This window comes from Tenacibaculum sp. AWR4_210, from assembly GCF_056160945.1.
This window is the reverse complement of the sequence record NZ_JBSWYF010000008.1, coordinates 45764-70913: the sequence shown is the minus strand read 5'-3', so window position 1 is coordinate 70913 and position 25150 is coordinate 45764. Positions and strand designations below refer to the sequence as shown.

Sequence of the window (25150 nt, the reverse complement as noted above, 5' to 3'; positions counted from 1 at the left end):
ACTTGCCATTTCCAGTACGCCCTAGTTTCTTTTTATTTTTTTTAACATTTTATTTTGTAAGAGTCGATAAGAATCTCGTCTAAACTGCTGGAATAGATTATCATGAAGGGGGTAATCTTCTATTTCGTAATATAGAAAAGGAGTTCGTAAGAGCTCCTTTTTCCATTTCCAGGAAGATCAACAAACAAAAAAAGGAGGCAATACTGCCTCCTTTCTTCATCAAATACACACAAAACACCTATCGGATAACCAATTTCTTAGTCATCGTCTTGGTACTTGTTGATAATCGGTAGAAATATACACCAGAAGCCAGTGGTCTATCACTTTCTTCTTTCTTAAAGTTAATAGTATGTATTTCCTTCCCTTTTACCCAGCCTTTTACAAAAGAATGTACTTGCTGTCCCATTACATTGAATAAGGCTAACTCTACGTATTCGTCTTTTGCTACTTGGAAGGTAATTTTAGTTGCATCTGTCATTGGATTCGGTTCATTTTGACCTAAACTATACACTGCATCCATTCCGTCAACCAAGTCTTCTGACTTGAGGGTATGTTTCAGTACAAAAGGATTTTCAACCGTTCCTACATGCGCCGAACGCTCAAATTCTAGTGTATTGTCTAAGCTTACAATATGCTCTCCATCATATAATTTAAAACTAATCGCTCCTTTAGCAAATCCTCCAATTCCGACAAAGTAGTGATAAGCACCATCGATCAACATCGGTTTCGCAATTCCACTGATGTTACCATCTACATAAGCGGCAATCAGGTGTTCTTGTGCTACATCGAGTTCTTCAGAATCTAAGGTCGCAACCATATACATAAAGTTCGGATACGCATTGCGATCGACTCTCCAATTTAACTTGGCTGCTCTTTCAAGGTAGTCTTCTTCAGCAATTGCTGCATTAGCTCCTCTAGCAACTGGTGCCGGAGTATTGGCAATACCACTGTAGTTTAACACTCCTGCTCTTGACGCTCGGTAAATATATCCCAAGTTCGGTGTCATATGAGTCAAACTTCCTTTCCAACCATCGGCGGTATACTCTGCTTGTAAACCACGACGTTCAATACGGTCACCAATACTAACGGTCGTTGAATTCAGAGAACGGAGCGCTATTGGCAAGGTCTGTAAATCCGTTGGGAAATACGGAATTGCAGTATCTGCATTCGCTAGTACAGGGATATCGGTATCTATAGGAACGTGAATTCCTTCAATGCTAATTAACTTCGACGCTCTTGTTCTTACTAAGTACGCTTTACGCGTGTCTAACTGATTCGTAGCCCCATTGCTTAGAATAAAGCTTCCATTTGCTGCAACTGTTGCCAATAAACTAGTAGTTTCGAGGTCATAAATCTCATCTCCAGCAGTCAATCCTTTGATCGATTGTAGTGATAAATTCATTGACGTACTGTTGTCACGTAAATTAAAACTCAACTCTTGGAATCCAGCGGCCAGCACTATACGCTTAGAAATTTTACTTCCTACCGTCATGCTGACAGGAGCACTTGCTGATCCGATGCGAGCGCGGAAATTATAACTATAGGTTTCCACAATTCCTTGGTATTCGGTACATGCCGAAGCATCCCATACCCTAAAGGCCAAGGCACCTGACTCTCCGTTATTTCCAAAAACACTTAAGTTTACGAATCCACTGGTACTCACTGTTGTTTGACCACGGAATTCACCATTTAGGTAGGCAGCAACAACATCACCTGTATCCAATGACTTTTCTCCATTGATAAACAAGTTTCCGCTAATACTCATGCTTCCAAAGTAATCGTTAGAATTAAAGTTTCCTGCAAAATCAGGAGCCTCACAGGTTACCTCTACTTCTATATGGAACGCTTCTACTCCTATTGGCACATCTTGGTTATTCACTCGTTGAATTACTTCAATATACACATCTGTTTCATGAATACCAGGATTCAAATACGGAGCCACTACGAAATCTAAATCTCGCTCCACAAAACCAGTTGCTAAATCTTGGAAACTATTTTCCTCGATTACCGTTCCATTTTTATGAACAGACAACCATGAAGGCAACTGTTTAAAGCGATATTTTACCGGTGTTCCTCCTTGTGAATTATCAAGGTCTACCGTTGTTATTTGCGTACTTGTACCTTGAACTTGAGTCACGCGAACATTGTTTTGACTCCAACGGATGGTATTTTTATTGACTACAAACGACCAGGCTTTCCCTAAGGTTTTGTTTCCTGATGGGTCTTCCAAACGCCTATTGAGCACCATTGCCGTGAGCTGAGCCCCTTCGACAAACGAAGCATCGAATACCGGAGTAAGGTGGACTTGTGTATCGTTATGAGAAGTGGTTACTGTGAACTGTAAATTCTTGGCCATTTTAGTTATATCTAACGGCGCTGCATGGGCACTTCCACTAACAAAACTCAATCCTGAATGCGTAGTTCCGATGGCGTTACCAGTATAATCTCTAATAGCTTCATCCGGAGCACCATTCGCACCTTCCAAGGCATTATCATCAAATACAAAATAAGCTACCAAATTCAGTTCATTCCCAATTAACTGCTCGTCCATTTTTGCAACGATGTCAGTAGGCCTTCTTTGGATAGTCCAGATACGTACTTCATCTAATTTTCCTACATACGAGTTTCCGCCTTCATTTTTAGCGATTTCTATCGGATCCGTATTGGTTGTTAATGCTGTGATACTTCCTGACCCAACCGATACTCCGTTGTAATAAATAGTTGCAGTTTGGTTACCATCGTAGGTTACCGCTACATGCGTCCAGTTAAACGGTTGTAAAGATTGTGGGCTCACTACTGTATTGTTCAACACAATGTTACCTTGTGCATTCAATCCGACATTGAAATTTGTTCCTTTTTCAATGATAGGAACCACTGTCAAACCAGTAGGTAACGAACTTGGGTTCACCCACATTTCAATGGTAAATGGCTCTCTAGCATCTAAATTAAACGCTTCCTGATGTGGTACCGTCACCTCATCATTTACATTATCGAATTCGGCGGAGATTAAATCTCTTGGTACTCCTCCTAAAATTCCACGTAAGGAGAAACTACTATTAACTGCGGTTAATGGATTGATTGCTCTGTTAAACTCCACGGTGATTTCACCTTCTGTCAACACGCCACCATTTACAGGATTGGTACCGATAATTGTCGGTGCTAAACGGGCAATTCTTCCGGTAACAAAAGGCGTTGGGTTCTTTCTGCTCGCCGGTAAATTAGCTCCTCCATCGGCACAAACAGGTGCGATTCTGAAACGGTATTCTCCGTCAGACAGGCCTGAAACATCGGCAGTATAGTTAATAAAACCAGTTGCTGAGTCCATGTTTTCCTTTAACTCTGCAAGTGTTAGCTTTTTCAACTCATAAGCTTCATTGTTTCCTGGCAGGGCATACTCCAAGGCTACTGAGAAATCATCATCAACCAAGTCGTTCGCCACTTCTGGTATTCGGAATCTAAAGGCTAGTTGGTCATTACTGTTATTATTCACCACCCAATCGTTTGCTGGTAAATCAGCTTCAATTTCACTTACGCATGCTCCAGTAAAGTGAGCTGTTACGAAAATTTCCTGGAAAGGTACTACTCCTACTTCGTTGTATTCATCTACTCGATAACTTCGGTATCCATCACCCCCTTGTTCACAGGCAGAGTAAATACGAATTCCTATATTTTCATAGGAGATATCTTCTGGAGCATCCATACCTCTGGTGATACGCAATTGCGCCTGTACTTCTCGTTGAACACCCGTAGGTGAATTTCCATCCAAACCAAAATTAATAGTTGACGCAGTTGTAGGCTCAAAAATTGGAGATTCGTTTAAGAATACCTGGGCTCCTTTACTATTCGAAGCACCATTCATACCTACTATATAAACTTTACGTGTTGCATCATTGGCTACCTGTGTATTTCTCAAGGTCAAATTGTACAATATTGATCCATCACCGGTACCGTGCTTCACCGCATTATCTACAGTAATTTCTACCCCTTCTCTCGGTGCTGTTCCCGATTCAAACGGACATCCACTTTGTCCGGCAACAGTATAGAAAATAGGTGTATCATACATTTTATCACGTGCGATACGAACGCTAAATTGATCACCAACATCACCGTCTGATAAGGTAAAGGTATCTACTCTGGCATTGCTATTTGTTGAACCACTACTCGCTTCAACCACGCCTAAGGTTTTGATATCCGTACTAACGCTCAATGCTACTCCTGCAATGTTAAATCTAGTCCCCAAGGTCGTTCCTCCTCCAAAAGTAGAACCTCCTGAGTTTTGACTACCGGTCTCAACATTTCTGGTCAAAGTATAGGTCGTCGAATTACCACCACTAAAAGATACTTGTGTATCAAGTTTAGTTACCGAATTCCCTAAATCAGAACCAACTGTACTCAAAGAAGAAGTGGTACTGTCAAATGAATTAGTTTGCTCGTTCATATATGTCAGTTGCTCCGCTCTAGTTTTACGCTGAACAATTTCTTTCCATCGCTGAATTTGATACACGTAATTCAACACCTCTTTATCCAATCCTGGTGCATTGGTATCGATATTAAATCCATCGATGGTTGTCTGATAATCCAACGAACTTCTATTGGCAAGCTCCTCCGCTGTCGGTGGATTCAACGCATCAAATTTAGTTATCAATAAAGCTTGTAAATTTCTAATAATACGATCTTCAATATCCTGACGTGTATATACGAACGGTGTAGGCTGGTCTGCAGTCATTACCTTTTTATCGTAATCAACAACAGGCTGACAGTCATCGTTCACTATTAGGGTTTTACCCGTTCCAAAGGTCAGTACTAACGAATTTCCGATAAATACATCCGCATCCGCTCCTACGATATCTTCACCTGAAGAGGTGCTAATAGACTTATCTAACGAAACGCTATAGCCATTTTGTTCAGAATGACGATAGGTAAAATTGGCATCGATATTCCCTGAAAAACTCGACTCTTGCTCCACTACAGTATAAATAATACCTTGTCCTACTCCGACTCCTAAAGGTGCCGCAATAGCCAAAGAAACCATTTGCGTTTCAATATCAGAACCTGCTGTAATAGAGGTTGCTGTTGAAAAATCTAATCCTCCTCCCACTGATTTGCTGAAAGAATAGGTCGCTCCTCTCGATAATGTCGAAGAACTAGCATCTCCTGGCGGATCATACAAAACAAACCCAACTGTAGGGTCGGTTAAAGTAAAGTCTTGATTTCCTCGTTGCGCTCCTGTAATATACGCTGATTTCGATACGGAAATATTACGATTGTTATGACTAACCGCAATGGCTACATTACGCAGGTAATCCCCGATAAAGTTGGGATTTCCAGCGAAGGTTAAAAAGGATTGTTTACCAAACTTATCAGTACTACCTTCTGTTGGAGCAATGATCATTTCTCCGTTCAAATTAATAGTCGCTCCTTCTACTGGGCAGCGACCTCCATCATAGGTTTCAAATACTGAAACAGATGCCAAGATACTCTGACCTGCTTCTAGCTTGTAAATAGATTGATCTGAGCCACAAGTAGGATTGATTTTATGAGCTTCTAATTCACTCATAGATTCAAAAGACTCCAACTGATCTTTGGTTACTGCATAGAGTTCTAACGAAGCTTCCAGTGAATTTCTGTATTCAAAATCGTAGCTCTTGTTTCCGTTTCGTAAATCAATAATTGACGATTGTACGGAATCTGTTGAACCTTCTCTTGTTAACTCTACTCGATATTGACCAGGTAATAAATCATTTACGGTAAATACATTTCTTTCCGCATTGAAATTTGCCGCAACAATAGTGCGTTCATACTTTGGAAATTGAACATCAGTACGTACAATTTTCCCTGTCCAATTCCCTACATTATAGTTACACGGAATTACAATATTTCCAACAAATGATCGTCTCGTAGTATTTTCAAAATTAATATTCCCGGTTGGTTCTATTAAATTAAACAAGTACTCCGAATTCTTTGCTGGGTTTACTAATGCCGCTGCATCTCCGGTTTCAAAAGCCTTATAATCAAATGCAAACTGACGAATATAATTAGAACTTGATTGATTGTTAAAATAGGCATCTCCTAAGAGCTCAAAGTAGTTATTTTCTCTTGACGAATCGACTTCTGCCAAGTTCATAGCACGCGTTCCTTTCAAGTGTTCAAAACTGTAAGACAGTTTTAGTGCTACTTTATCTTTGGCAACAATGGAACCTCGTTTCACATTATACAATTCGTTTGGCGTATAATACGCGGCGCGGTACTCTACCCAATCTAAATTAGCAAAGCTGCTTCCTGTAACTGTTCCATCGGCTGCTTTAACTCCACCTAAATACAGTTTATCACTTATGGCTTGTTCGCTATAAGGAGCGGTTTGATTGTCGTCTTCGACACGCAATCCAATTACATTATTTTCTACATCTCTGGTAATTGCAAAAAAGACGTACGCTCCAGAATTCATCAAACGCTTAGATAAGAGGTCTACTCCTGAAGAAACCAAGACTAAATTAGAATTTTCACGTAACTCTAAACGAAGTTCCCCCCATTGTAAAATGGCTTGAACCTCCGGAATGGCAGTACTCTCTCCCGATGCGGTTGCTTCAGTTTCCACGTCAGGCTTCACAAATCCAGACAAGGTAAATCCCTGACCAACAACTTCCTCAACACTCGATTTGGTTACCGCGTATCCGTTACCTTTGAAATCTAAGCTCACACGATCTACATCGATACTAGCATCCTCAAATTGTGGTTGTCCTACCTCAATTCTATGTCTTCCAGGCGCTCCAGATATACGGAAAACTCCTTGGTTATTCGTTCTGACCAATGCACCAGGTTCTGTACTTGTTACTTCGGTACCATCTAATTTAATTCCTGTACTTTGTATCGTAGGGAATTCTACTTTTTCAGCCTGACCTGGTAGCGTTGTTAAGTACACTACTTTCCCTGATATATCATAAGCTGATATATTGGTAAAACTGATAGCTCCCGGTTCTTCAGGGTTTAAACTTCTTTCTATGTTCGTAATCTCTGCTTCTGGCGAAAACTCATTATTCGGCTTAGAAGGTCTAATTCGATACGCTAAATAATTCACAGGGGTTCCCTGACTTTGACGCCCCGAATTTAAACTGGTAAAACGATACCTACCTTCATGATCCGTATAAACCGCATACGTCAATGGAACGTTGGTAGTTTGCCCTTCCTCTTGAACCTTTCTATACGGTTGCGCTACTGTTTTTAAGGAACTTAATGAAACTCCTCTAAATCGCCCTAATGACATGGCTGACTGATTGTAGATGTTATGCGCATCACGCATATCAAAACGATAATACGCCATTAAATCACTCGCTGTAGTAGCTCCTAAAAAGTACTTCCAATTTTTATAAATTTCTGTTGCATTTCGTTTAGTACTCCAAATACGCACCTCATCGAGTTGATAGTTGCTCTCTGCCCTTGCATTAAACGAAAAAGAAGAAGATTTCCCCAAACCAACAACAAAAGGTAACTGCGTTGTAGCATTGGCTACCACCGGATTTTCTTTATTAGTCGGTTGCTTTACACCTCCATCTACAAATAAGGCTCCTCCTGTTGGACTGAAGGTCACAGCGTAATGATGCCATTCCGTATCAGTCGGTTTCGCAGTTTGCAAATACGTTAAGGTACTTTCTTGATTTTGCGGATTACGTGAAACTACCTGAATAGTTGATTCACTAATTCTAATTTCTCCATCACTTAACTTAAAAATCGTATTTGTTCCCGATCCTGCTACAGGGGTCCTGTACCAGAATTCAATAGTTCCAAAACCTTCTGCTATCTCGAATAAGCTAACATCATTGATTTTAACAGGACTGCTTGATGGTAAAAACTCCAATGCGGCTCCCGGAATACTTCCTGTAGCAGTTTCTGCTTCCAATAAAGCATCTTGCGTTGCAATTTCAGTCGCTGTTTTCACTTCTCCATGGGCTACACCGTTCGCAAATACAAAACCGTTATCTACTCCTGGTTTGCTTCCAACCACACCATCAGCAATCACCTGATATTCGTACAACTCATTTGGTAACACTCCTGCATCTTCATAGGTTAAATAGGATGAAATAGGATTGTTCGATGTCGGTTGCATCGTAGCGATATCTGTAAATGACGATGAGGGATCTGCTAAATTCCTTCGAGAGATTACATAATTGGTAGCGTTCGCCAAATGAGGCCAACGAAGTTTAACTATCGCTCCTGAAGCATTGCGTCCTTCACCATCAGAAGCATAGAGCATAACATCGGTTAAGCTGTAAATTGGATGATCTGCATTCGACGTTAATTCTGCCAACACAAACTCCTCTTCATGCATGTTAAACAGACTACTTGTCACACGGCCTGCCGTAGGATGATCGCCTCCTAAAGAACTACTGATCATATTGTTCCATTTCGTCTGCATCAACGGTAAATTAGATACTTTCTCTGTTGAAAAATTATCATTTCCGTATACGACTACCAGTCCGTTGTTACCGAGTCGTTCCAAATTTTGTGCATTGTCATTGGCAAAGGTACGCCCCATACCTTCTAAAATTTGATCGGCGTTGCGGACTCTATTCCATGCGCGATACTCAGCAATACTCAACTGATCGTCTTCCGTCACCATCATATATAATTGCTCAGGGGTGAAATCAGTTGTTGGGTAAGCTAAATTCGCTTGTTGAACACCGTCAACATATACGCGCAAACTCTGTGCCTCTTTATTGATTGTAAAGGCTATATGACGCCAATGATTGTTCCAAAAACCATCAGCTCCAGCCAAGGAAATCACCTCCTTAGCTGCACCCGTAGTAATCACCAACTGACCATCAATCCCCTCCAATGAAAAAGCTTGAGCTCCTTTGGTTAAGGTCGACAGTTTCCAGGTTCCATTCCCACCAAGGGTCATTCCCGATTTAGTATGGGCTTTCATCACCCAAAATTCGACGGTCGCTTGCCCGCTAAGCCCAGCATTTAGCAATTGACTTGTTAGTTTATTTTGCGTATCAAAATGCGTCGTGTACTGATTGTCTCCTTTTAAAATTAAAACAGGAGGTCTCGACTGACTAAATGTGCTTCTTGCCGCAAACAAAATACAGCAACACATTATCAATTTTTGTAGGTATATTTTTAAATTCATTTACTGTGTATTAAAAAACATTACTCATTTTTTCCAATTGAAAAGAAAACCGTTGGTCTAGCGCAGTATCTACGGCTCTGCTTGATAGCTCCAATTCGTTTGATGGCAACACTTTAACTGCCAAACGACTTCCAACTGCAGACTGCAAAGCGACATACTTAGTGTCCGACTCCTTATTAAGAATCAACTCCCAAGTATAGGGTTCGAGGTCCGCACCTGGTGCTATTTTTAAAAACTTAAGGCTATTTGACGAGGCGTCATACTGTAAAAAATACTCTGGGGCCTTAGCGGAAGCTATCAAAACACGTCCCTTTTCAGTACCGATTCTTTTTAAAATACACGCTTGCAGATACCCGGTTGTCTCTGAAAACTCTTCTGATTGGAGTTCCTTTAATTCGACCTCATGTGATGACAACTTGTGCATTAAGGCCATTTTTAGATTTGAACTTTGCGATAAATGCACAAACCTAAACAACTGTGTTTGTTGCTGTGCCTTTGAAGACAGCCCCCATAAAAGGACAAAAAACAGCAACGCTATGTTCACCTTTTTCATACTTAATTTTTAGTATTCAACATTTTTTCCAAAGCCGCTAATCGTTTACTCAACGATTCGATTTTTTGCTCTTGCTCAATGGTATACAAGGTTAACTCTTCTACCTTCTCAACCAATTTTATATTAATTTGTCCGACGTCCATTCCGTTGGCTACCACCTCTTTTTCCGATGGCATGTTGGGTAAGTGCTTGTATTTTTTGACAAATTCCGCCACTTTCAGTAACGGCATACGTTTGTATTCTTTTGAAAACACGTAATCCGGGAAAGTACTTACGTTTAATCGCACTTGATCAAGCGTTAACCGACCGTCTTGTAAACGCGCCATTTCTTGATTTGAACCGTCTTTAAAAGAAATGTAATCATCTCCTGAATTGCTAATATCTGGACGTAAGGTCAATGCGCCTGTCGACTGAATGGTATTACCTCCTTTTAAAGTTAAAACTCCATCATGCATTCTTGCCATTTCTTGATTAGTACTGTTTCGGAAAGAAACTACATCATTCCCTGTATTGTCAACATCAGGGTGTAATATTACCATTCCATTACTTTGAAATTGCCCACCATCCACACGTATATCTTTGCTAATCACGTGAAATCCTACAGCAGGATTAGAGGTACCAAGACCTATTCTGGTCGAAAACTCCGCATTTCCTTCTACATTTAGAGCTCCCTTTATGGTGGCATCTTTTTTTAGGATGGCTGTTTCATTTGATACAAATGGTTCATAAGCCGTTACGTAGTTTGGGCTTAATTGAAACAATTTACTCCCTGCGGTATAAAACTGTATTCCTTCATACGTCCCGTGAAGTCCGTTACTATTATCGATATCGGCTTTAATTTGAATCGCTCGATTATCTTCTATGATTCGCTGTGCTTGGGTTGACATGGACCACAGCCCAGCCAGCGCTACTAAACCTATTTTAATTGTTTTCATAATCGTATATAAATTTGGGTTATTTTCGATTTTATAAATCCCTAGTTCCGAGCAACAAAACCAACTCATCCATCGTTAAAATACGAGCATACAAACCCTTGGCTCATTGTTTTAATGAACCCGCATGTACCGATATTTATAAGTATGCGCTCGGCTACTATTACTTGATAGTACCTAAAATTTAGTGGGATTTTTCTCGCTTCAACTCAGCGATTTCCTTTTTTAACTGAATCAAATACAAGGTTAACTCTTCTACCTTTTCTACGAGTTTAAGATTGATTTCTCCAACACTCATCCCGGAAGTAATAACTTCTTGCTCAGTAGGCATGTTAGGAAGGTGTTTGTTTTTTTCGATAAACTTTTCGAGGTCTTCTAAGGGCATTAGTGCATAGTTAGAATCAAACACATAATCTGGAAAAGTACTTACGTTTAATCGTACTTGATCAAGTGTTAGCACTCCGTTCTGCAAACGTGCCATTTCTTCATTACTTCCCGTTCTGAACGAAACAACATCGTCGCCAGTTCCATCGTTTCCTGGTCGTAATTTTAAAGGCCCATTCGAGCTAATAATTCCCCCTGTAGTGGCATTGAACGATCGTAGAAATAAATCTCCATCATCTAGTTTAGCCATTTCTCTGTTAGTACTCGTTCTGAACGAAACGACATCGTCTCCTGAATTATCTACATCTGGACGGAACACAAGTGCCCCCCAACTTTGAATACTACCATTGTCAATTCTGAAATCCTTGTTTTGTAAGTGCAATCCGGTTACAGGATTCGAAGTACCAATCCCCACGCGGTTATTGAAGTAGGCTTTGGCATCAGCTTCCACTACTCCTCTAAACTGAGTACCTCCTGAAAAAACAGCATTACCTCCGACATCCAATGATTGATTTAACGCTAGGTTCGTATAAAATCGGCCTCCATTATGAAACAGTCCCAGAAGCTGTTGATTTCTGGTGAAAAATCGTATTCCTTCATGACCTCCTTGCACATCGGTATCCGCTTTGATATCGATAGCCCTAACCGTTTGAATAACATGTTGTGCTCGCAGGGATCCTGCCATACCTAATGCCAAAGCAAGGGTGATTACTATTCTATTTTTTTTCTTCATAAAATAACTATTTAATTATTGTGGTTTTACGGGTTTACTACTGAAAGAGGCTTTGCTCGTTTCTTAATTCTATATCTCGATAACTCAAAAAAAATCTGGGTAGCTTACATCTCAATCACTACCCAGATGATAAACAAAAAACAACTCATCACGTAACGTGATAAACCTGTACTTTTAAGAACTACATTCGCCTTTTATTTTTTCACATTTAATCAAAATATACGAGTACAAATGTAGCCACAGCACCCAAAAAACCACTAAAAAACAACCACTTACAAGTTCTGAATCACGAAATACACACCTAATTACTATCCTGATTTTGGCAATCTGTACGAATGCTAATTAACTCCTCTTATTTTTTAACTCAAACGTCGCTTCCGTTAAACCTATGATTCGTTTTTATTCTAGAGCACCCTTATGCAACCGTATACTACCAACAAGGAACAACTAAAGAAACCCAATAGATATACTATCAACCGATTCAAGTTCAAAGGCCTGAAATACTGAAGAGAAAATAACTGATAAATTACTGGAAACAACAGCAGGTAATTATCCGCAGGCTTGCGAAGTACGAAAGAAAGTCCGAGTATCCACAATACAAAAAACAACTGCAACTGTATGACTTTTTCGCGCTTTTCGGAACCCCGTACCCACTCCATAAGCCCAATTCCCAAAGCTTTGAATAATTTAATACAGACGAACAACACGAGTACACTCCATACACTCCACGATTCTTCTCGATTACTTATAAAATGGGTTTCCCACCAAAACGGATTAAAAAAAACAGTTCCATCTTTACACCAAGGTAAACACCAGATTAGCAACACTAACCCTCCGGAAAGTCTAAGTAAAGTACTCCCTCGGCCTCCTTGAAACTTTAGTTCTTCTCGCTGAACTGCAAACCAAACGAACATCGGAGGTAATACGAACAAGCACACTAATACACCATCCAAAAAAAAGCCTAAAAGCAATGCAGTTACTAAAGTTGGAATCATTTTCTTTCCCGTTCGAACAAATTGCTGGAAGAACTGGAGAAAAAATGGAAGTAAACAAGTCCATATACTATTCGTATTCGCTATCGCTGATTGAATTAAAAAATCTGGGATGGCTAGAAATACGATGGCACTCAAAAAAAAGGCTCGTTTATCGAGCTTAAATACAATTTTATACTGGATTAGTAAGAGTCCTATTACACAAAAGTAGGGCAATTGAAAGGCAACAAAGTTAAAGGGAATGTAATTTCGAATTCCTCGATACATCCAGCACAACAAATGATCTGCCGTTCCTGATTCTTTGCATCCTTCAAAAGTGTTGATTAAACTAACTTCAAGTGACGTATCAAACAGTCCTATTACATAATAGGTAACAAAACGCAATAAAACCATGGCTATCAGTGCGTTTTTCAGAAATAACAGTTCTGCCTCTTTTGAATTTTTATCCATTTACTTTCTTATAATACCCACTTAAGCGTCGTACATTGAATTGCTCTTTGATCATTGATGATAACGGGAACTTTGGTTTGCAAGGTGATTGCCAGCTTTTAACCGGAATTTCTCTTACCAAATACTTGAGTGAATCACTTCCGTAGAGCTCTGATAAACGGAATAATAGTTCCATACGATATACCGAAGGTCGGTACCAAGGATGTTGAAATAAATGTTTCACCAAAGGAAGCCTAATAATAATGCAAGGACTGGAAGGGTCAAAAAAACGCAGCCCTGTTTTCCGGCATAGCCAATAAGCTCGAATTGCTTGAAGTACACTATGAGGTTCTTTTTCCGGATAGCTACTATCGATTTTAGGTACACGGGCTCCTAACACAACGTGAACTTTCGATGAAATACAGGTACTCAAGCGCAACGTTTCGTCAAGTGATATGGATAATTCCGGTTCGAGCAATGCAATTTTTTCTACAGAAAATAATACCTCAGCTTGCAATACCCCCATTCGCACGGCTGCGCCGCTATCGCCCAGTTTTTTATCTTGAAAAATATAAATGCGTTGTTCGAAGCACCTTCGTAAATCTTCTACCAACCCAAATCCACTAGCTTTGCCGTAGCCTACTACAACTAGTGCAACATTTTTATGTTTTCTTAAAAACCTCTTGATCTGTTCACTCTTCAAACGTTTGCCCAAATCATCACAAGGAATTACAATTACCAACTCAATACTATTCATTCTAAGCACCCTAAAACCTACTCCAATTTTTTAACTGATTTCCTTTAATTTCTTTTGTGGTATTCCTCTATATGGCGCTGCATCCAATCTTCGCCATAATCATTTGAAGGATCTCTTACGATGGTATGCGGATGCGTATTCCAATCAAATCCCGTTCGCTGATCTGCGAAATCAATCAAAATGGAAGGTCCATTGACTCTAAAGAAAATTTTTTCACTGCCGTCAGTAGGTCCCATCCACATAAAATACAGGGTGTTCATTCCGTCCTTTTCAATTTTCTCCAACCATGATTCGGCAGTTTCAAAATCGGCATTTCGAACGTACTCCTCTATGAGTACCCAAAGTAATTTTTGTTGTTTTCCATTCAATTCGTCTGCTCTAATTCCTCTATTTTCTACAGGGGTATCTTTTTTTCCTGGTCCTTGAAAATCGATTGGCCCAAACTTATTTGACGGATACTCTTCCTGAATTACCACTCGTTTGAGTTGCTCTTTATCCAAACTTTTTAATAAAGTCAAAGCTCTGTTTCGTTCCTTGGGCAAAAAGGTATACCCAGCGTGCTTCCCATGGCTGATATACTTTGGATCGGAACCGTAAAACATAGGCACAAAAGTGGTGCTACCATCAATAACGGTGAAATTAGCCGCCAAATGATGCCCAGTTAACATATAGCCCCAACGGGTGTCTTTGAGTGGATTCCCATAAAACGACACATAATACCCAATGGCTCCTAGGCTCTGATTTTTTCCATAAAATTTTTCACTGGTCAACTCTCTATTTTCACCTTCGAGCTTTAGTTCATCATCTCCTTGAATAGCCGCCCAAATTTTGTAATAGCCTTGAGAGCTAGTCGATGCAATTAACAATTGATGAAACAACACTCGTTGTGCAATACTCAACCTCCCAATTGGTAATCCATTTCTGGCCTGGCTATGGGTAGGTGCATTGGTCCAATAGGTTCTTTTACTATCATCCTCAAAATCATACACCAACTCTTTCATTTGTTCAGGGCTTAAACTTTTTATAAACTCCCTTGCTGTTTCACGCATTTGTTTGGTTGCAATAGCATGCTCCGTGCCGTGCTCTTCGTGATGTTCATGTTGCCCAGCTCCTTTTCCATGTCGGTGCTTTTGTTGGGACCACGCCCCTTGAAGGGATATCAATAACAGTCCAATAACTACGAGAACGTTTTTCATAATTTTATAATTTCAAAGGATTAATGGTACACACCCACCTCAACTTAAACGAATAGCGTTTGAAGTTAGGACGTGGGTACTTCAAATATTTTATTGGTTAACAATCGAACGAGTGTCGACATGATTAAGGCAAAAGGATAGGCAACTAAAAAAGCTTTTAGCCATGTTTCCAGCCACGCGTCCCAGTTAGGTAATTCCAAATTATTCATGAGTATGCTCATATAAAACGACATAAACAGGGACATAAAGAGTGCCATTAACAGGGTAAATGTTAGCTGGTAATAATATTTACTAATTTTTAGTTTTCTCATTTACTAGGTGTTATCACGAAAGGATTAAAACGCAAACAGTACGTTATTTCACGGAAATTAAATACACGCGATACCGATGTATTCACAATTTTGAGGAGAAACACGAATTCCGTGCTTTTAGTACTGTCTGCGATAAAAGTATATCCTCTCAACTTTTAATTTTAAACTTCTAATTTTAACTCTTGAACTCGGGTACAGAATTCTGTACCCGAACATTCAAAAATCAAGGATATACATCCCACTCTGCCATCGGCATATCTAAGCTTTTACTTTAACCTGCTTTACTTATTCCCTTTTCACCAACTCAAAGAAAATTCTTAGTTATCACACTCTTGAAAAAAATCTGCATCTGACAAAACAGGATCCCAAAACAACCTTACATTATTTTGATGCTCTGACTGTCGCTTATTTCGAAAACTAAATTGTTTTGGAGTTTGTTCCTCCTTTCGAAGATTTACCATCTCCGTCTCAGAAACTGACTCCTGATTTTTTCCTGAGCTTACCATGAGCAGCATGAAAAATATTCCAAGGGGCACATTAAAATAATTTAGATATGTTTTTATGCAATCATATTGTTTTCGCATATCTAGAAGGGTTTTTATTTTGTGCGACGACAAAAGTAATTGCGGATTCGGAAAAGACGAAAATTTAGAGGTTCAGGAAACGAATCCTGAACTAAATCAAATAAAAAAAGAAAATCAAAACACTAATAAATAAACACTTAACTCAAATCACACTTTTTAAAGTAACGAGACCTGAAATACGAATTCAGTACTATTTAGCGCTACTATTCTACCTATTTTGTACTATTTGCACTAAGTATCCTAGTAAAAAAAGATGGTTTTTTACTCAACAAAAAACAAAGACCTCAGCATTACACTACTGACTTTCTGTACTGGCTAGGAGTCATTCCTTTCATTTTTTTAAAGGTGGTATTAAAAGAAGATTTTGAACTAAAACCTACCTCAAAAGCGATAGCAAGAAGTGTGTAATTTTGATAACGTTCTTCATTGAGGACCTTCATAAATTCATTCACACGACAGGTATTAAGATAATCTTGGAAGCCAATTTTCATGTACATATTGAGAACTTCTGATACTTGTTGTCGTTGTACCCCTAACTCTTTGGCCACCATTTGAACCGTTAGTTTTTGATTTTTGAACCAGTGTTCCTCTTCAATCAAGTGTTCAATAGCCACCTTTAAACGCAAAGCGCTTTCTGTATCCAAACTAGACGATTTGTAGGCTTTTTTATCTGGGTTGGGAAGTATGGATTTGGGTGCTGTAATCAGCTTGTACAACACAAAATAAAACAGGCACATGGACACCAAAATATTTCCAAATTTATCGAGGTCAAAAGGACACTCATTGGTTCCGGTGATAAAATAACTCAACTCATCAATAATAAAAATTACAGTAAGTGGAATTACAAAAAAAAGCAACCATTTTTCTTTGTGCTTTTCAATGATGAAGAAAATAGTATAAAATAACATTGCTACAAACGACAACTCAACAACATCATGCAAGCCCTTCACCACAGTTAAGGCCGTCCCTTCTAGATAGGGTTTTGTAAAATGGAGTAAACAATTTAAACCATAAGGAATAAAAAACAACCAATCTCTCTTTTTAAATACTTCTGTCGCTGCCTCAAAGTATTTGACAAATAACACGAAAAGGGTTATTAGCAAGGTTTCATGAAAAAAGAACCAATCTGTATGTATACGAAATAAATTGTGGTCATCATCGCCAAAAGAGTACAAAATAATCGAAAAAACGCTGGCTACGAGTAGCCAAAAATTTACTTTTCGAAATTTTTTTCGTGATTTCAACAACACAAAAAGGAGGAAGATTCCCTGAGCAAGTGTTATGATATGAATAACCTTTAGCATGAACTGTTATTTTGGCAAAAATAAAAAAGGAAAGAGAATTCCACCAATTTTCTCCAAATAATACTTCCCAGAGTACATTCAATTTTCACCCAACCTCGAACCCATCTAACTCACTCATTATATGGATCCAAACAATACAACCTATCAAAAACACCATCTAATTCAAAAAATTGATTGGCAATAAACGTGTAAGTTTTGAGTATATAATAAGACTTCCTATCTAAACATAAGAAAAACAAAAAGAAATGTGGAACCTATTTTATATCCTAAAAATCATCAAGATTGTGTACATAGTTCAGTGTATACAAAACTTTCATTACGCTTACATATTTCTTACCAAAAGCAAGCGAAATTTGTATTTAGCATTTTTCCTAATTTCACTTACGGTAAAGACTATTGAAGGTGTTTTTGTTGAGTTTGTACCCAATTTGATTGATCATAACTATTTTATTTTTACCCACTTTTTCAATTACCTATCTTTCCCTTTATTGTATTTGTACATCGTAAAAATTAAAAAGGGCACTGTTAATAAATGGAGTCATTTAGTATTGATTCCAAGTATCCTTGAATTCACGTATTTGCTTGGGCTGTATTTTGCAAACGGATTAGACATACAGACCTTAACTACTTCCCTTTTGTTCAAGGGCTATATTTCGTTTGTGTTTTATTTCAATTTACTTTTCAGCACACTCATCATCTTTCTTCTTTTTCAAATTGGCATTAAGAGAAAAGATGCATCACTTTATCAGCTTCAAAAAGTATTTGTGACGTTCTTGGTGTTGTTTATCACCATCAAAATACTCTCATTAGTACTCCCTTATTACCATTGTAAAATGCTCCTTTCTTTACTGACTTTGTTCTTAACTACCAATCTTATCTGGTATGAGCTCAGTACAGGCCCTAAAAAAACGAGTGCTGTTACTAAAACTGTTGGGCTTAAAAAAGAATGTACGGATGCACAGCAGCACGAGGCTCACGAGTTAATTCAATGTATTGAAACATTTTTAGAGACCTCAAAAATCTACAAAAACATGAGTTTGACGATCTATGATATTTCTAAAGAAATGAAATTGAGTCAGAAAAAAATTTCCAAAGCCATCAACAGCGTGTACGGTATCAATTTTAATACCTATGTTAACGAATACAGGGTCAAGGAATCGAAAAAATTATTGCTGTCAGCACAGTTTAAAACCTATACCATTGAAGCTATTTCAAAAGAAGTGGGCTTTAAATCAAAAAGCGCCTTCTATCGCGCCTTTAAAACTATAGAACAAACAACGCCACTTGCCTACAAAAAGTTACATTCAGACGATAAAAACACTACAAAAGTTGTGAATGCGATTGGATAAAACAACTGCTGTAAACAGTATAAAAGAATGGCTCATTAAAAAAATCCGCTATATGGTACTATAGCGGATTTTTTTAAGCTTAGGCAGTTCTTAAAAAACGAGTCTTACTGTTAAATCAAACTCATCGCGAATTGCTTTGTCTTTAAGGTTATTAAAAAAGCTCGCTGAACCGTATCGAACTCCGAACTTTGTTCTATCGATTTTCAAACTAGTTTCCGCACTGGTTGCGTCTACTTTCATATCAAATTTCAGTTCCTTAGTGATTCCTTTAAGTGTCAACTTCGCAAGAACGTGGTACGTCTCTTTTTTTATCGACTGCACCTCAGTAAACACCAACGTCGCCTCAGGATACTTCGAAACTCCAAAAAAATCATCCGACTTTAAATGTCCTTCTAACTTTTCTTTATAGCTTCCTTTTAAATCCGTTACCGCTATACTCGTCATGTCGATTTTAAACGTACCTCCGGTTAATTTTCCTCGTTTAAAGTCCAACATACCTGAAGTCAATTTTATGCTTCCACTGTGCTCGCCTCCAATTTTATAGCCTTTCCAAGTAATCGTACTTTCGCTAACCTTAACCGTTTTACTTCCTGTATAAAGCGTTGAAAATGAAAAAATACCCAAGGCCATCATACAAACTGCAATTACTTTCAAAAAATTTTTCATGATACTATTATATTTGTTGTTAAATTATAGTTACAAAGGTCTTCAAGCTTTGCGTCACAAAAAATAACCTGCTTTATAAAAGTTTATTAATCTAGTTTAACCTTTTAGGTGCTTTGAGCCAATTGACTTTTTATTTTGCTCAAAAATTCTTTGGTAATTCCCAAGTAAGAAGCAATCATATACTGTGGTACTCGCCTTGTAATTTCAGGGTACTGGCTTACAAAATTAACATAGCGTTCTTTAGCTTCCAGGCTGTAATTTTGGATGAGTCGCTTTTGCGAAGCGACATAGGCACGTTCTAAGATCATTCGAAACAGACGTTCCATTTTAGGCACCTCTTGGTACAACTCCTCCAAATTAGCATAACTAAACTGAACTACACGAGTTGCCTCTATACACTGTACATTATAATCAGCAGGGCTTTGTGTAATAAAACTCCCTAAATCAGCAGTCCACCAATTTTCAATAGCAAAGGAAACAATGTGCTCCTGCCCATCACCATCTGCATAAAAAGTTCTCGTACAACCCGAAATGATAAAACTAACGCTATTACACAGGTCACCTTGTTGCACCAAATATTGGTTTTTTAAATAGGTTCGTTGTACTGATTTTGACCACAATACATCAAGTTCTGCCTGCTCAAAATCAACATACTGCTTTACATAGGCTCCGAAAACGTCACTATTGCTCATAAACTCGAATGATTTCGCCATTTCCTCGTCCCTTAACACTGCGTACATAGGCATTCACCGCTTTGTTCATCGGTACCGGATTGTGCCCCGGAAAGTAGCCTTTATACTTGTCATAAGCTGCTGCTACCATACCTAACGACACGACATTCAAACGTATTCCTCGTTCTAATTCCAAGGCTGTGGCCCTCGCAAAACTGTGAATTCCTCCATTCACCATGGCAGCACTTGCCGTTTTCAATACAGGATCGTCTGCTAAAATACCCGTCGACAAGGTAATAACACCTCCTGGGTTTAAACTAGCGGCAGCAAGTCGGGTCAAATTAACTTGTCCCATCAATTTACTTTTTATTCCAATGTAGTAGTCTTCTTCCGAAAGCTCAGAAAAGTCGGCCCATCGTGCTTCACCAGCAATACAAATAACTGCGTCGATGTTTGAAACTGATTGAAACAATTTCTCCAAGGAAGCTGTGTCAGCAATATCGACCTGTATGTCTCCAGAGTTCCTACCTGCAACAATGACCTCGTCCGTAGTTTTGAAATACTCTGAAACATACGAACCTATCGTTCCGTTACCACCTATAATTACTATTTTCATAATGTTGTATCTAAGTTATACTGCAAGATACTACTTTTACAGGCAGCACCTGAAGGTGCCTGATTCTTAAAAAAGAAGACAAAAAAAAAACAGCACTCTGGCTGTTTTCTTAAGTGTTAGGAACCTTTACCAACTAATTTTTCTAGTACTTTCAACTTTTCTATAAGTAGCAAAACCAAGTATGAAAAAATCACCATCAATACCGCACTGAACATCAATTTTAGAAAAGCTTTAATGGTCCAATCCAAAGCTACTTTTACGCGCTGAAAAAAACTGATTGTCACTTCTTTTCCTTCTTGAAGCGAAAACTGCACAGTACAGAATTCATTTTCATCATCAAAATCACCGAGACTCACTCCTAAATCCTGTAATTGTTGTTCAATATCCAGAATTCTATTTTCCAGTCCCATGTATTCCTCAATCTTACCTCCTTTCGATTTCAATTCGATCAAAGAGGTTCTGATTTTCTCGAGTGAATGCTTTTTTGCATTTAACTCTTTGTATTCATTGGTTTTGTCCTTTTTTGTTATTTGTTTTTCGTCAACCTTACCAATCTTTATCAACTCAGCATACAAGGCATCAAAATTTTCAGGAGGTACCCCAATAACCAGACTCAGACTGCGATATCCTTTATTACCACTTTTTTGTTCAAACTGAATAAGTGCCTCCAACTCTTGAATTTTAGCACGAGACTGTTGCTCTTCTTTTTCAAAATCAGTCGACTTCGTACTAATTTGTGCTATTTTTTCATACTTCTGATCTACTTTCATCACTCCTTGATTGGTTGAAGCTTTTACCTCGTATTTTTTAGAAGCAAAATTTCTATTTGTCATGGTAAAACTATTGATGTTAGTCAAGTAAGGAGACGTATCTTCTAACTTCTTAGTATAACCATAGGCGAGTCGAAAAATAAACAATACCACAAAAAGCAAGGATATATAGCCCAACAACTTTTTGAGTTTCTTTTTAAAATTTGATTTCATAAGTTTCGTTTTTACAATTTTTAAAGTACCTATCTAACGTACATTCAATGACTTTATTCTCATGACAGCCGCACTTTAGCTATTAATTTTTCTAGCGGTGCATTTGCGTGCTGCCATAAGCCCAAAGTATAAAAAATAGCTGAAGGGGAATGCGAAACCACAAATAAGACCATCCTGGTCCTGAAGAGGTTCCCAATCGGTAATCAACACTATTTGCTGCTGCTACAATATTCGCTGGTAACAGCACTATCAGAAAGATAATAAGTATACATCCAGCAAACATTCTTGTTTTTGGTATTACCAGGGTAACGGCCAACACTATTTCGAGTACACCTGTCAAATACACTACAGTGGTTTTTAAAGGAATTACCTTTGGAACCATTAAAGCCATTCCATTGGTATATACAAAATGGGCGGTTCCAGTGAATACTAACATAACGGACATCGCTATACTCGCTGCTAGCTTGAAATGGTATTGCTGGGTTATAATTTTAATACTTACAAGTGCCAAAACAAAGGTCACTAACAAAATTACTAATGGAATCATCTCTTTTATATTTTAATGAATTCCAAAAATCTCCAATCGCAAAATGGTAATCAATGAACTTGGGTTACGAAATTCGCTTTCTAATTCTGCTCAAGGCCTGAGGGGTTACTCCTATATAGGAAGCTAAATACTTTAAGGGTATATGTTTTATCAGCTCTGGACGCTCTGTAAACAAGGCCAGATAACGTTCTTCTGGTGATTTCGTGAGGAAGGCCATTTCCCTATTCGATTTAATGAGGTATTGTTGTTCTGCCATCATTCGTCCAATCACTGTTCCTCCTTGAGTATTATCGTACACCGATTGAAGTTGTTCTTTGGAAATTCGCAAGAAGGAGGCTGGAGTAAGCGTTTGAATACTATACGCCGATGGGAGTCCTGTTAAAAATGAATCGTACCCCGTAACAAATTGATGATGGAAGGAAAAACCGAAGGTAACCTCATGAAAAGGCTGAGGCACGTAATAACGTACGATTCCTTTTAGCATGAAATACAAATATTGTTCTGATTTTCCTTGGGTGAGTATCTCTTGTTTTTTAGCAAAACTGCAAGCTTCTAATCGGGAGGAGAAATAGTTCCAATCTGTTTCAGAAAGTGGATATAAAAATTCTATATACTTACGAAGTTCTTCCATAATGAGCCTTTTCTTTGACTGCTGCTAAAGTTACTAAAAACGCATCACAACCACCTCCTGTTTTGACTTGCTATCAACTTATACTCCTTATAAAAACAGTACCTCTATGGCTGTTTTAATTTTCAATTTCTAACTGCGTTTCGACGTGAATTTTTTTCGATGAATTTTGATCTCTTAACACTACATTTAAAGAACAGGGGTTGTAAATTGCTCCTTGAGTAAAATTTAACTTTAGAGAAATTTGTTCCTGCAATTCTTTGGGATCTACTCCTGTACTTTCATAGGGTTGAAATAGGTTCTCTTCAAACATAATCAAATTGCCATTCGCGTCTTTTAACTCAATTTCTAATGCAGGAAACACGGATGTTCCTTTAAGTTGTAGTCCGGAAATTCCATCCAATACTAATAACAAATCGTCGTGAATACTTACTGAATTTAAAGCTAACACTTCTTTCTTCGAAGCATTCCAGAGATAGATATTACTATACTTCAGTCCTTTATTTTCGATCTGAACTACTTCGTTTTTAACGATAGTAAAAGGCAGTTTCACCTCCAACATCCCTTTTCCTACCTTATCCCATACCTTCAGTACTGCCAGGAAGTTCTCATCTTTTTCATAATCAAACGTCGCTTTAAATCCTGCCGTCAGCTCCAAAGGCGTTTCGTGAATTCCTCGTTTGATATTTTTATAAACATCGGGAAGGTCGTACACTATTTCATTTTTAGCATTTAAAATTTCCAGTGAACAGCCTGGATATTTTTTACCTCTGCGTTCCTCAAACCCTCGTACATTGCTCATCGTCAAGCTAACTTTTTCTCCATATACGAACGCTGTCCTCGCTTCTTGACTACCGTTGAGTACAATTTGTAGGGAGTCGCAGGTCATTCCATTTTCTTGCACTTCATACCCCATTTCAGCATCTATACGGTGTCCGTTATAACGCTTACAATTACTCATCATACCGAGGCTCAACAACAAAAGAGCTACTCTCAAAACAAAACGTTTATTATACATAGAATTTTATACAATTGGATTCAAGGTCAAAGGTACTGTGTGCACCCATAGTATCAAAACTATTTGAAGAAATCAAAGAGTTTTCCAATGCCTTTTGGTCAGCTTAAACACCATAAGGTCACGATAGGTATTGATAGTTAATTGCTCCCCATTTTCTTCTAGCTCAGTATAGGTAAAACCAGCACGTATGGCAATGGCTATACTAGGAAAGTTTTCTTCGGCACATTTTATAACGATGCTATTCACGGAGGTTTCTTCAAAAGCCAAACGCACCAAATTGCGTACAGAGCGAATCATTAATCCTTGTTTTTGATATTGCGCTGCTAGCCAATAGCCCAATTCTACCCTGTTGGAATGCGCTGTATAATTTTTAAAACCAATTACCCACGCAAATCGATTTTCTTTTCTGATTACAAAAGTAGTCTGTAATAGCTCATCAGCAGTCTGGACCGATTTTATAAAATTAACGGTGTCCTGCTTTTCCCTTGTATGAGGTACAAAAGGCAGCCATTGTTCGAGGTAGGTACGTTGCGTATTAATCACAGCAAACACCTCCTCGGCATCAGAAATTTTTATGGGAGTCAAGCATACCCCTTTACTGATTTCTAGTTTCATTTTTACTTTCGATATTTCGTTCCCTTATCTTGCTTAACAATGCTTTTACTTAACAGTGTTCTTGGAAAAGGTTTTGTACCTGTCACTGCCTTCGCAACTCCAGTTATTTTACTGCATACAAATAGCTAAGAACAGCATTGTGAATCCTTCCTCGTCTCTTTACTACCAAAACAGCGCGAAACACCAGTTCGAATCCTAAAGTTCAGAAGCCAAACCTCCAACAAACACCCTCGTTGTCAATAGGTTTCTATAATAAGGATGGCTTGTTGCCAATTTAAAATTGACATCCTGTATTTTGAAAGCCAACTCACTATCCATGGACATTCCAAGGTTATACAGTTCAAGATTTTCACGGATCTCCTTACAACCTTCCAAGAAATTGGGCATGGCTGCACCTGAAACTTGCGTGCTGGCTGTTGACAATACTACCAGCTCGTTATTGCGCAGTGCCTCTACCAACGATATTTCAAAAAACTCCGTCACACAAACCGTTCTCCCGGCTACTATTTTTAGCGCTAAGCAGGTTACTTCCATACCAGCAAAGGCAAAACTAGGACTTTTCGTTACTGGACTTGTGGGGTATTCAAATTGGTAATGAATGTACTTATAAAAATTAGCTGCATCTCGAAAAACATCACTATCCAGCAACTTTTTCGTCGATGCATCCTGTTTCAATTTCGCTACTACTGGCAATTCTTTTAATTGCAAGCGGGTTCCTGGAACGACCATCTTTTTTATTCAAAGATACACAATCT

At 38.5% G+C, this 25150-nt stretch carries 19 protein-coding genes; 1 reads left to right on the top strand and 18 read right to left on the bottom strand.

Annotated features, from left to right (window positions below; translation table 11 throughout):
* Nucleotides 1-238: 238 nt before the first annotated feature.
* The 9 genes from ACXAG7_RS15085 to ACXAG7_RS15045 all read right to left on the bottom strand — a co-directional run bounded on the left by ACXAG7_RS15085 (nt 239) and on the right by ACXAG7_RS15045 (nt 17302).
* Nucleotides 239-9127, bottom strand: coding sequence for a LamG-like jellyroll fold domain-containing protein (locus ACXAG7_RS15085; protein WP_476667338.1), 8889 nt, complete (start codon nt 9125-9127; stop codon nt 239-241).
* A 10-nt stretch (nt 9128-9137) separates the two neighbouring features.
* On the bottom strand, nt 9138-9680 hold the full coding sequence (locus tag ACXAG7_RS15080) for a hypothetical protein (RefSeq protein WP_476667337.1): 543 nt from the start codon (nt 9678-9680) through the stop codon (nt 9138-9140).
* A gap of 2 nt (nt 9681-9682) precedes the next feature.
* Nucleotides 9683-10615, bottom strand: a complete 933-nt coding sequence (locus ACXAG7_RS15075) for a hypothetical protein (protein WP_476667336.1) — start codon at nt 10613-10615, stop codon at nt 9683-9685.
* 181 nt (nt 10616-10796) lie between these two features.
* Nucleotides 10797-11729 (bottom strand): hypothetical protein, encoded by a 933-nt coding sequence (locus ACXAG7_RS15070; RefSeq protein WP_476667335.1) that lies wholly within the window; start codon nt 11727-11729, stop codon nt 10797-10799.
* Nucleotides 11730-12133: 404 nt separating this feature from the next.
* On the bottom strand, nt 12134-13171 hold the full coding sequence (locus tag ACXAG7_RS15065) for a hypothetical protein (RefSeq protein ID WP_476667334.1): 1038 nt from the start codon (nt 13169-13171) through the stop codon (nt 12134-12136).
* Entirely contained in the window at nt 13164-13907 is a 744-nt protein-coding gene (locus ACXAG7_RS15060) for a hypothetical protein (RefSeq protein ID WP_476667333.1), read from the bottom strand. Before ACXAG7_RS15060 ends, ACXAG7_RS15065 begins: the two co-directional genes overlap by 8 nt.
* Before the next feature lie 44 nt (nt 13908-13951).
* Nucleotides 13952-15103 (bottom strand): DUF3500 domain-containing protein, encoded by a 1152-nt coding sequence (locus tag ACXAG7_RS15055; protein WP_476667332.1) that lies wholly within the window; start codon nt 15101-15103, stop codon nt 13952-13954.
* A 65-nt stretch (nt 15104-15168) separates the two neighbouring features.
* A complete protein-coding gene (locus ACXAG7_RS15050; protein WP_476667331.1) occupies nt 15169-15414 on the bottom strand; it encodes a DUF2798 domain-containing protein in 246 nt (81 codons plus the stop codon).
* A gap of 874 nt (nt 15415-16288) precedes the next feature.
* Nucleotides 16289-17302 (bottom strand): helix-turn-helix domain-containing protein, encoded by a 1014-nt coding sequence (locus ACXAG7_RS15045; RefSeq protein WP_408044397.1) that lies wholly within the window; start codon nt 17300-17302, stop codon nt 16289-16291.
* Nucleotides 17303-17655: 353 nt separating this feature from the next.
* Here ACXAG7_RS15045 and ACXAG7_RS15040 point away from each other — a divergent pair, with 353 nt between their 5' ends.
* Nucleotides 17656-18651, top strand: a complete 996-nt coding sequence (locus tag ACXAG7_RS15040) for a helix-turn-helix domain-containing protein (RefSeq protein WP_408044398.1) — start codon at nt 17656-17658, stop codon at nt 18649-18651.
* Between the two features lie 90 nt (nt 18652-18741).
* On the opposite strand, the gene ACXAG7_RS15035 is transcribed toward ACXAG7_RS15040, so the two are convergent.
* The 9 genes from ACXAG7_RS15035 to ACXAG7_RS14995 all read right to left on the bottom strand — a co-directional run bounded on the left by ACXAG7_RS15035 (nt 18742) and on the right by ACXAG7_RS14995 (nt 25124).
* A complete protein-coding gene (locus ACXAG7_RS15035; RefSeq protein WP_476667330.1) occupies nt 18742-19317 on the bottom strand; it encodes a YceI family protein in 576 nt (191 codons plus the stop codon).
* A 104-nt stretch (nt 19318-19421) separates the two neighbouring features.
* Entirely contained in the window at nt 19422-20030 is a 609-nt protein-coding gene (locus ACXAG7_RS15030; RefSeq protein WP_476667329.1) for a Crp/Fnr family transcriptional regulator, read from the bottom strand.
* Nucleotides 19999-20604, bottom strand: coding sequence for a short chain dehydrogenase (locus ACXAG7_RS15025; protein ID WP_476667328.1), 606 nt, complete (start codon nt 20602-20604; stop codon nt 19999-20001). The genes ACXAG7_RS15030 and ACXAG7_RS15025 overlap by 32 nt, the downstream gene beginning before the upstream one ends.
* Nucleotides 20605-20720: 116 nt before the next feature.
* The gene (locus ACXAG7_RS15020) at nt 20721-21587 is read right to left on the bottom strand and encodes a DUF4349 domain-containing protein (protein WP_476667327.1); all 867 of its coding nucleotides are present in this window, start codon (nt 21585-21587) and stop codon (nt 20721-20723) included.
* A gap of 91 nt (nt 21588-21678) precedes the next feature.
* Nucleotides 21679-22134: a DoxX family protein gene (locus ACXAG7_RS15015; protein ID WP_476667326.1), complete on the bottom strand. Its 456-nt coding sequence runs from the start codon at nt 22132-22134 to the stop codon at nt 21679-21681.
* Nucleotides 22135-22198: 64 nt separating this feature from the next.
* Nucleotides 22199-22765: a Crp/Fnr family transcriptional regulator gene (locus ACXAG7_RS15010; protein WP_476667325.1), complete on the bottom strand. Its 567-nt coding sequence runs from the start codon at nt 22763-22765 to the stop codon at nt 22199-22201.
* A 115-nt stretch (nt 22766-22880) separates the two neighbouring features.
* Nucleotides 22881-23780 carry a hypothetical protein gene (locus ACXAG7_RS15005; protein WP_476667324.1) on the bottom strand — a complete coding sequence of 300 codons (900 nt, stop codon included), beginning with the start codon at nt 23778-23780 and terminating at the stop codon, nt 22881-22883.
* A 72-nt stretch (nt 23781-23852) separates the two neighbouring features.
* Nucleotides 23853-24395 (bottom strand): GNAT family N-acetyltransferase, encoded by a 543-nt coding sequence (locus ACXAG7_RS15000; RefSeq protein ID WP_476667323.1) that lies wholly within the window; start codon nt 24393-24395, stop codon nt 23853-23855.
* A 195-nt stretch (nt 24396-24590) separates the two neighbouring features.
* Nucleotides 24591-25124 (bottom strand): hypothetical protein, encoded by a 534-nt coding sequence (locus ACXAG7_RS14995; protein WP_476667322.1) that lies wholly within the window; start codon nt 25122-25124, stop codon nt 24591-24593.
* Between the last annotated feature and the right edge of the window lie 26 nt (nt 25125-25150).

Excerpts from the sequence above, each read along its gene's own strand:
- ACXAG7_RS15075 (WP_476667336.1), bottom strand. The coding sequence starts at position 10,615 with ATGAAAACAATTAAAATAGGTTTAGTAGCGCTGGCTGGGCTGTGGTCC.
- ACXAG7_RS15085 (WP_476667338.1), bottom strand. The coding sequence starts at position 9,127 with ATGAATTTAAAAATATACCTACAAAAATTGATAATGTGTTGCTGTATT.
- ACXAG7_RS15060 (WP_476667333.1), bottom strand. The coding sequence starts at position 13,907 with ATGAATAGTATTGAGTTGGTAATTGTAATTCCTTGTGATGATTTGGGC.
- ACXAG7_RS15025 (WP_476667328.1), bottom strand. The coding sequence starts at position 20,604 with ATGAAAATAGTAATTATAGGTGGTAACGGAACGATAGGTTCGTATGTT.
- ACXAG7_RS14995 (WP_476667322.1), bottom strand. The coding sequence starts at position 25,124 with ATGGTCGTTCCAGGAACCCGCTTGCAATTAAAAGAATTGCCAGTAGTA.
- ACXAG7_RS15020 (WP_476667327.1), bottom strand. The coding sequence starts at position 21,587 with ATGAAATCAAATTTTAAAAAGAAACTCAAAAAGTTGTTGGGCTATATA.
- ACXAG7_RS15035 (WP_476667330.1), bottom strand. The coding sequence starts at position 19,317 with ATGAAAAATTTTTTGAAAGTAATTGCAGTTTGTATGATGGCCTTGGGT.
- ACXAG7_RS15030 (WP_476667329.1), bottom strand. The coding sequence starts at position 20,030 with ATGGCGAAATCATTCGAGTTTATGAGCAATAGTGACGTTTTCGGAGCC.
- ACXAG7_RS15080 (WP_476667337.1), bottom strand. The coding sequence starts at position 9,680 with ATGAAAAAGGTGAACATAGCGTTGCTGTTTTTTGTCCTTTTATGGGGG.
- ACXAG7_RS15055 (WP_476667332.1), bottom strand. The coding sequence starts at position 15,103 with ATGAAAAACGTTCTCGTAGTTATTGGACTGTTATTGATATCCCTTCAA.
- ACXAG7_RS15010 (WP_476667325.1), bottom strand. The coding sequence starts at position 22,765 with ATGGAAGAACTTCGTAAGTATATAGAATTTTTATATCCACTTTCTGAA.
- ACXAG7_RS15005 (WP_476667324.1), bottom strand. The coding sequence starts at position 23,780 with ATGTATAATAAACGTTTTGTTTTGAGAGTAGCTCTTTTGTTGTTGAGC.
- ACXAG7_RS15065 (WP_476667334.1), bottom strand. The coding sequence starts at position 13,171 with ATGGATAAAAATTCAAAAGAGGCAGAACTGTTATTTCTGAAAAACGCA.
- ACXAG7_RS15015 (WP_476667326.1), bottom strand. The coding sequence starts at position 22,134 with ATGATTCCATTAGTAATTTTGTTAGTGACCTTTGTTTTGGCACTTGTA.
- ACXAG7_RS15050 (WP_476667331.1), bottom strand. The coding sequence starts at position 15,414 with ATGAGAAAACTAAAAATTAGTAAATATTATTACCAGCTAACATTTACC.
- ACXAG7_RS15070 (WP_476667335.1), bottom strand. The coding sequence starts at position 11,729 with ATGAAGAAAAAAAATAGAATAGTAATCACCCTTGCTTTGGCATTAGGT.
- ACXAG7_RS15000 (WP_476667323.1), bottom strand. The coding sequence starts at position 24,395 with ATGAAACTAGAAATCAGTAAAGGGGTATGCTTGACTCCCATAAAAATT.
- ACXAG7_RS15045 (WP_408044397.1), bottom strand. The coding sequence starts at position 17,302 with ATGCTAAAGGTTATTCATATCATAACACTTGCTCAGGGAATCTTCCTC.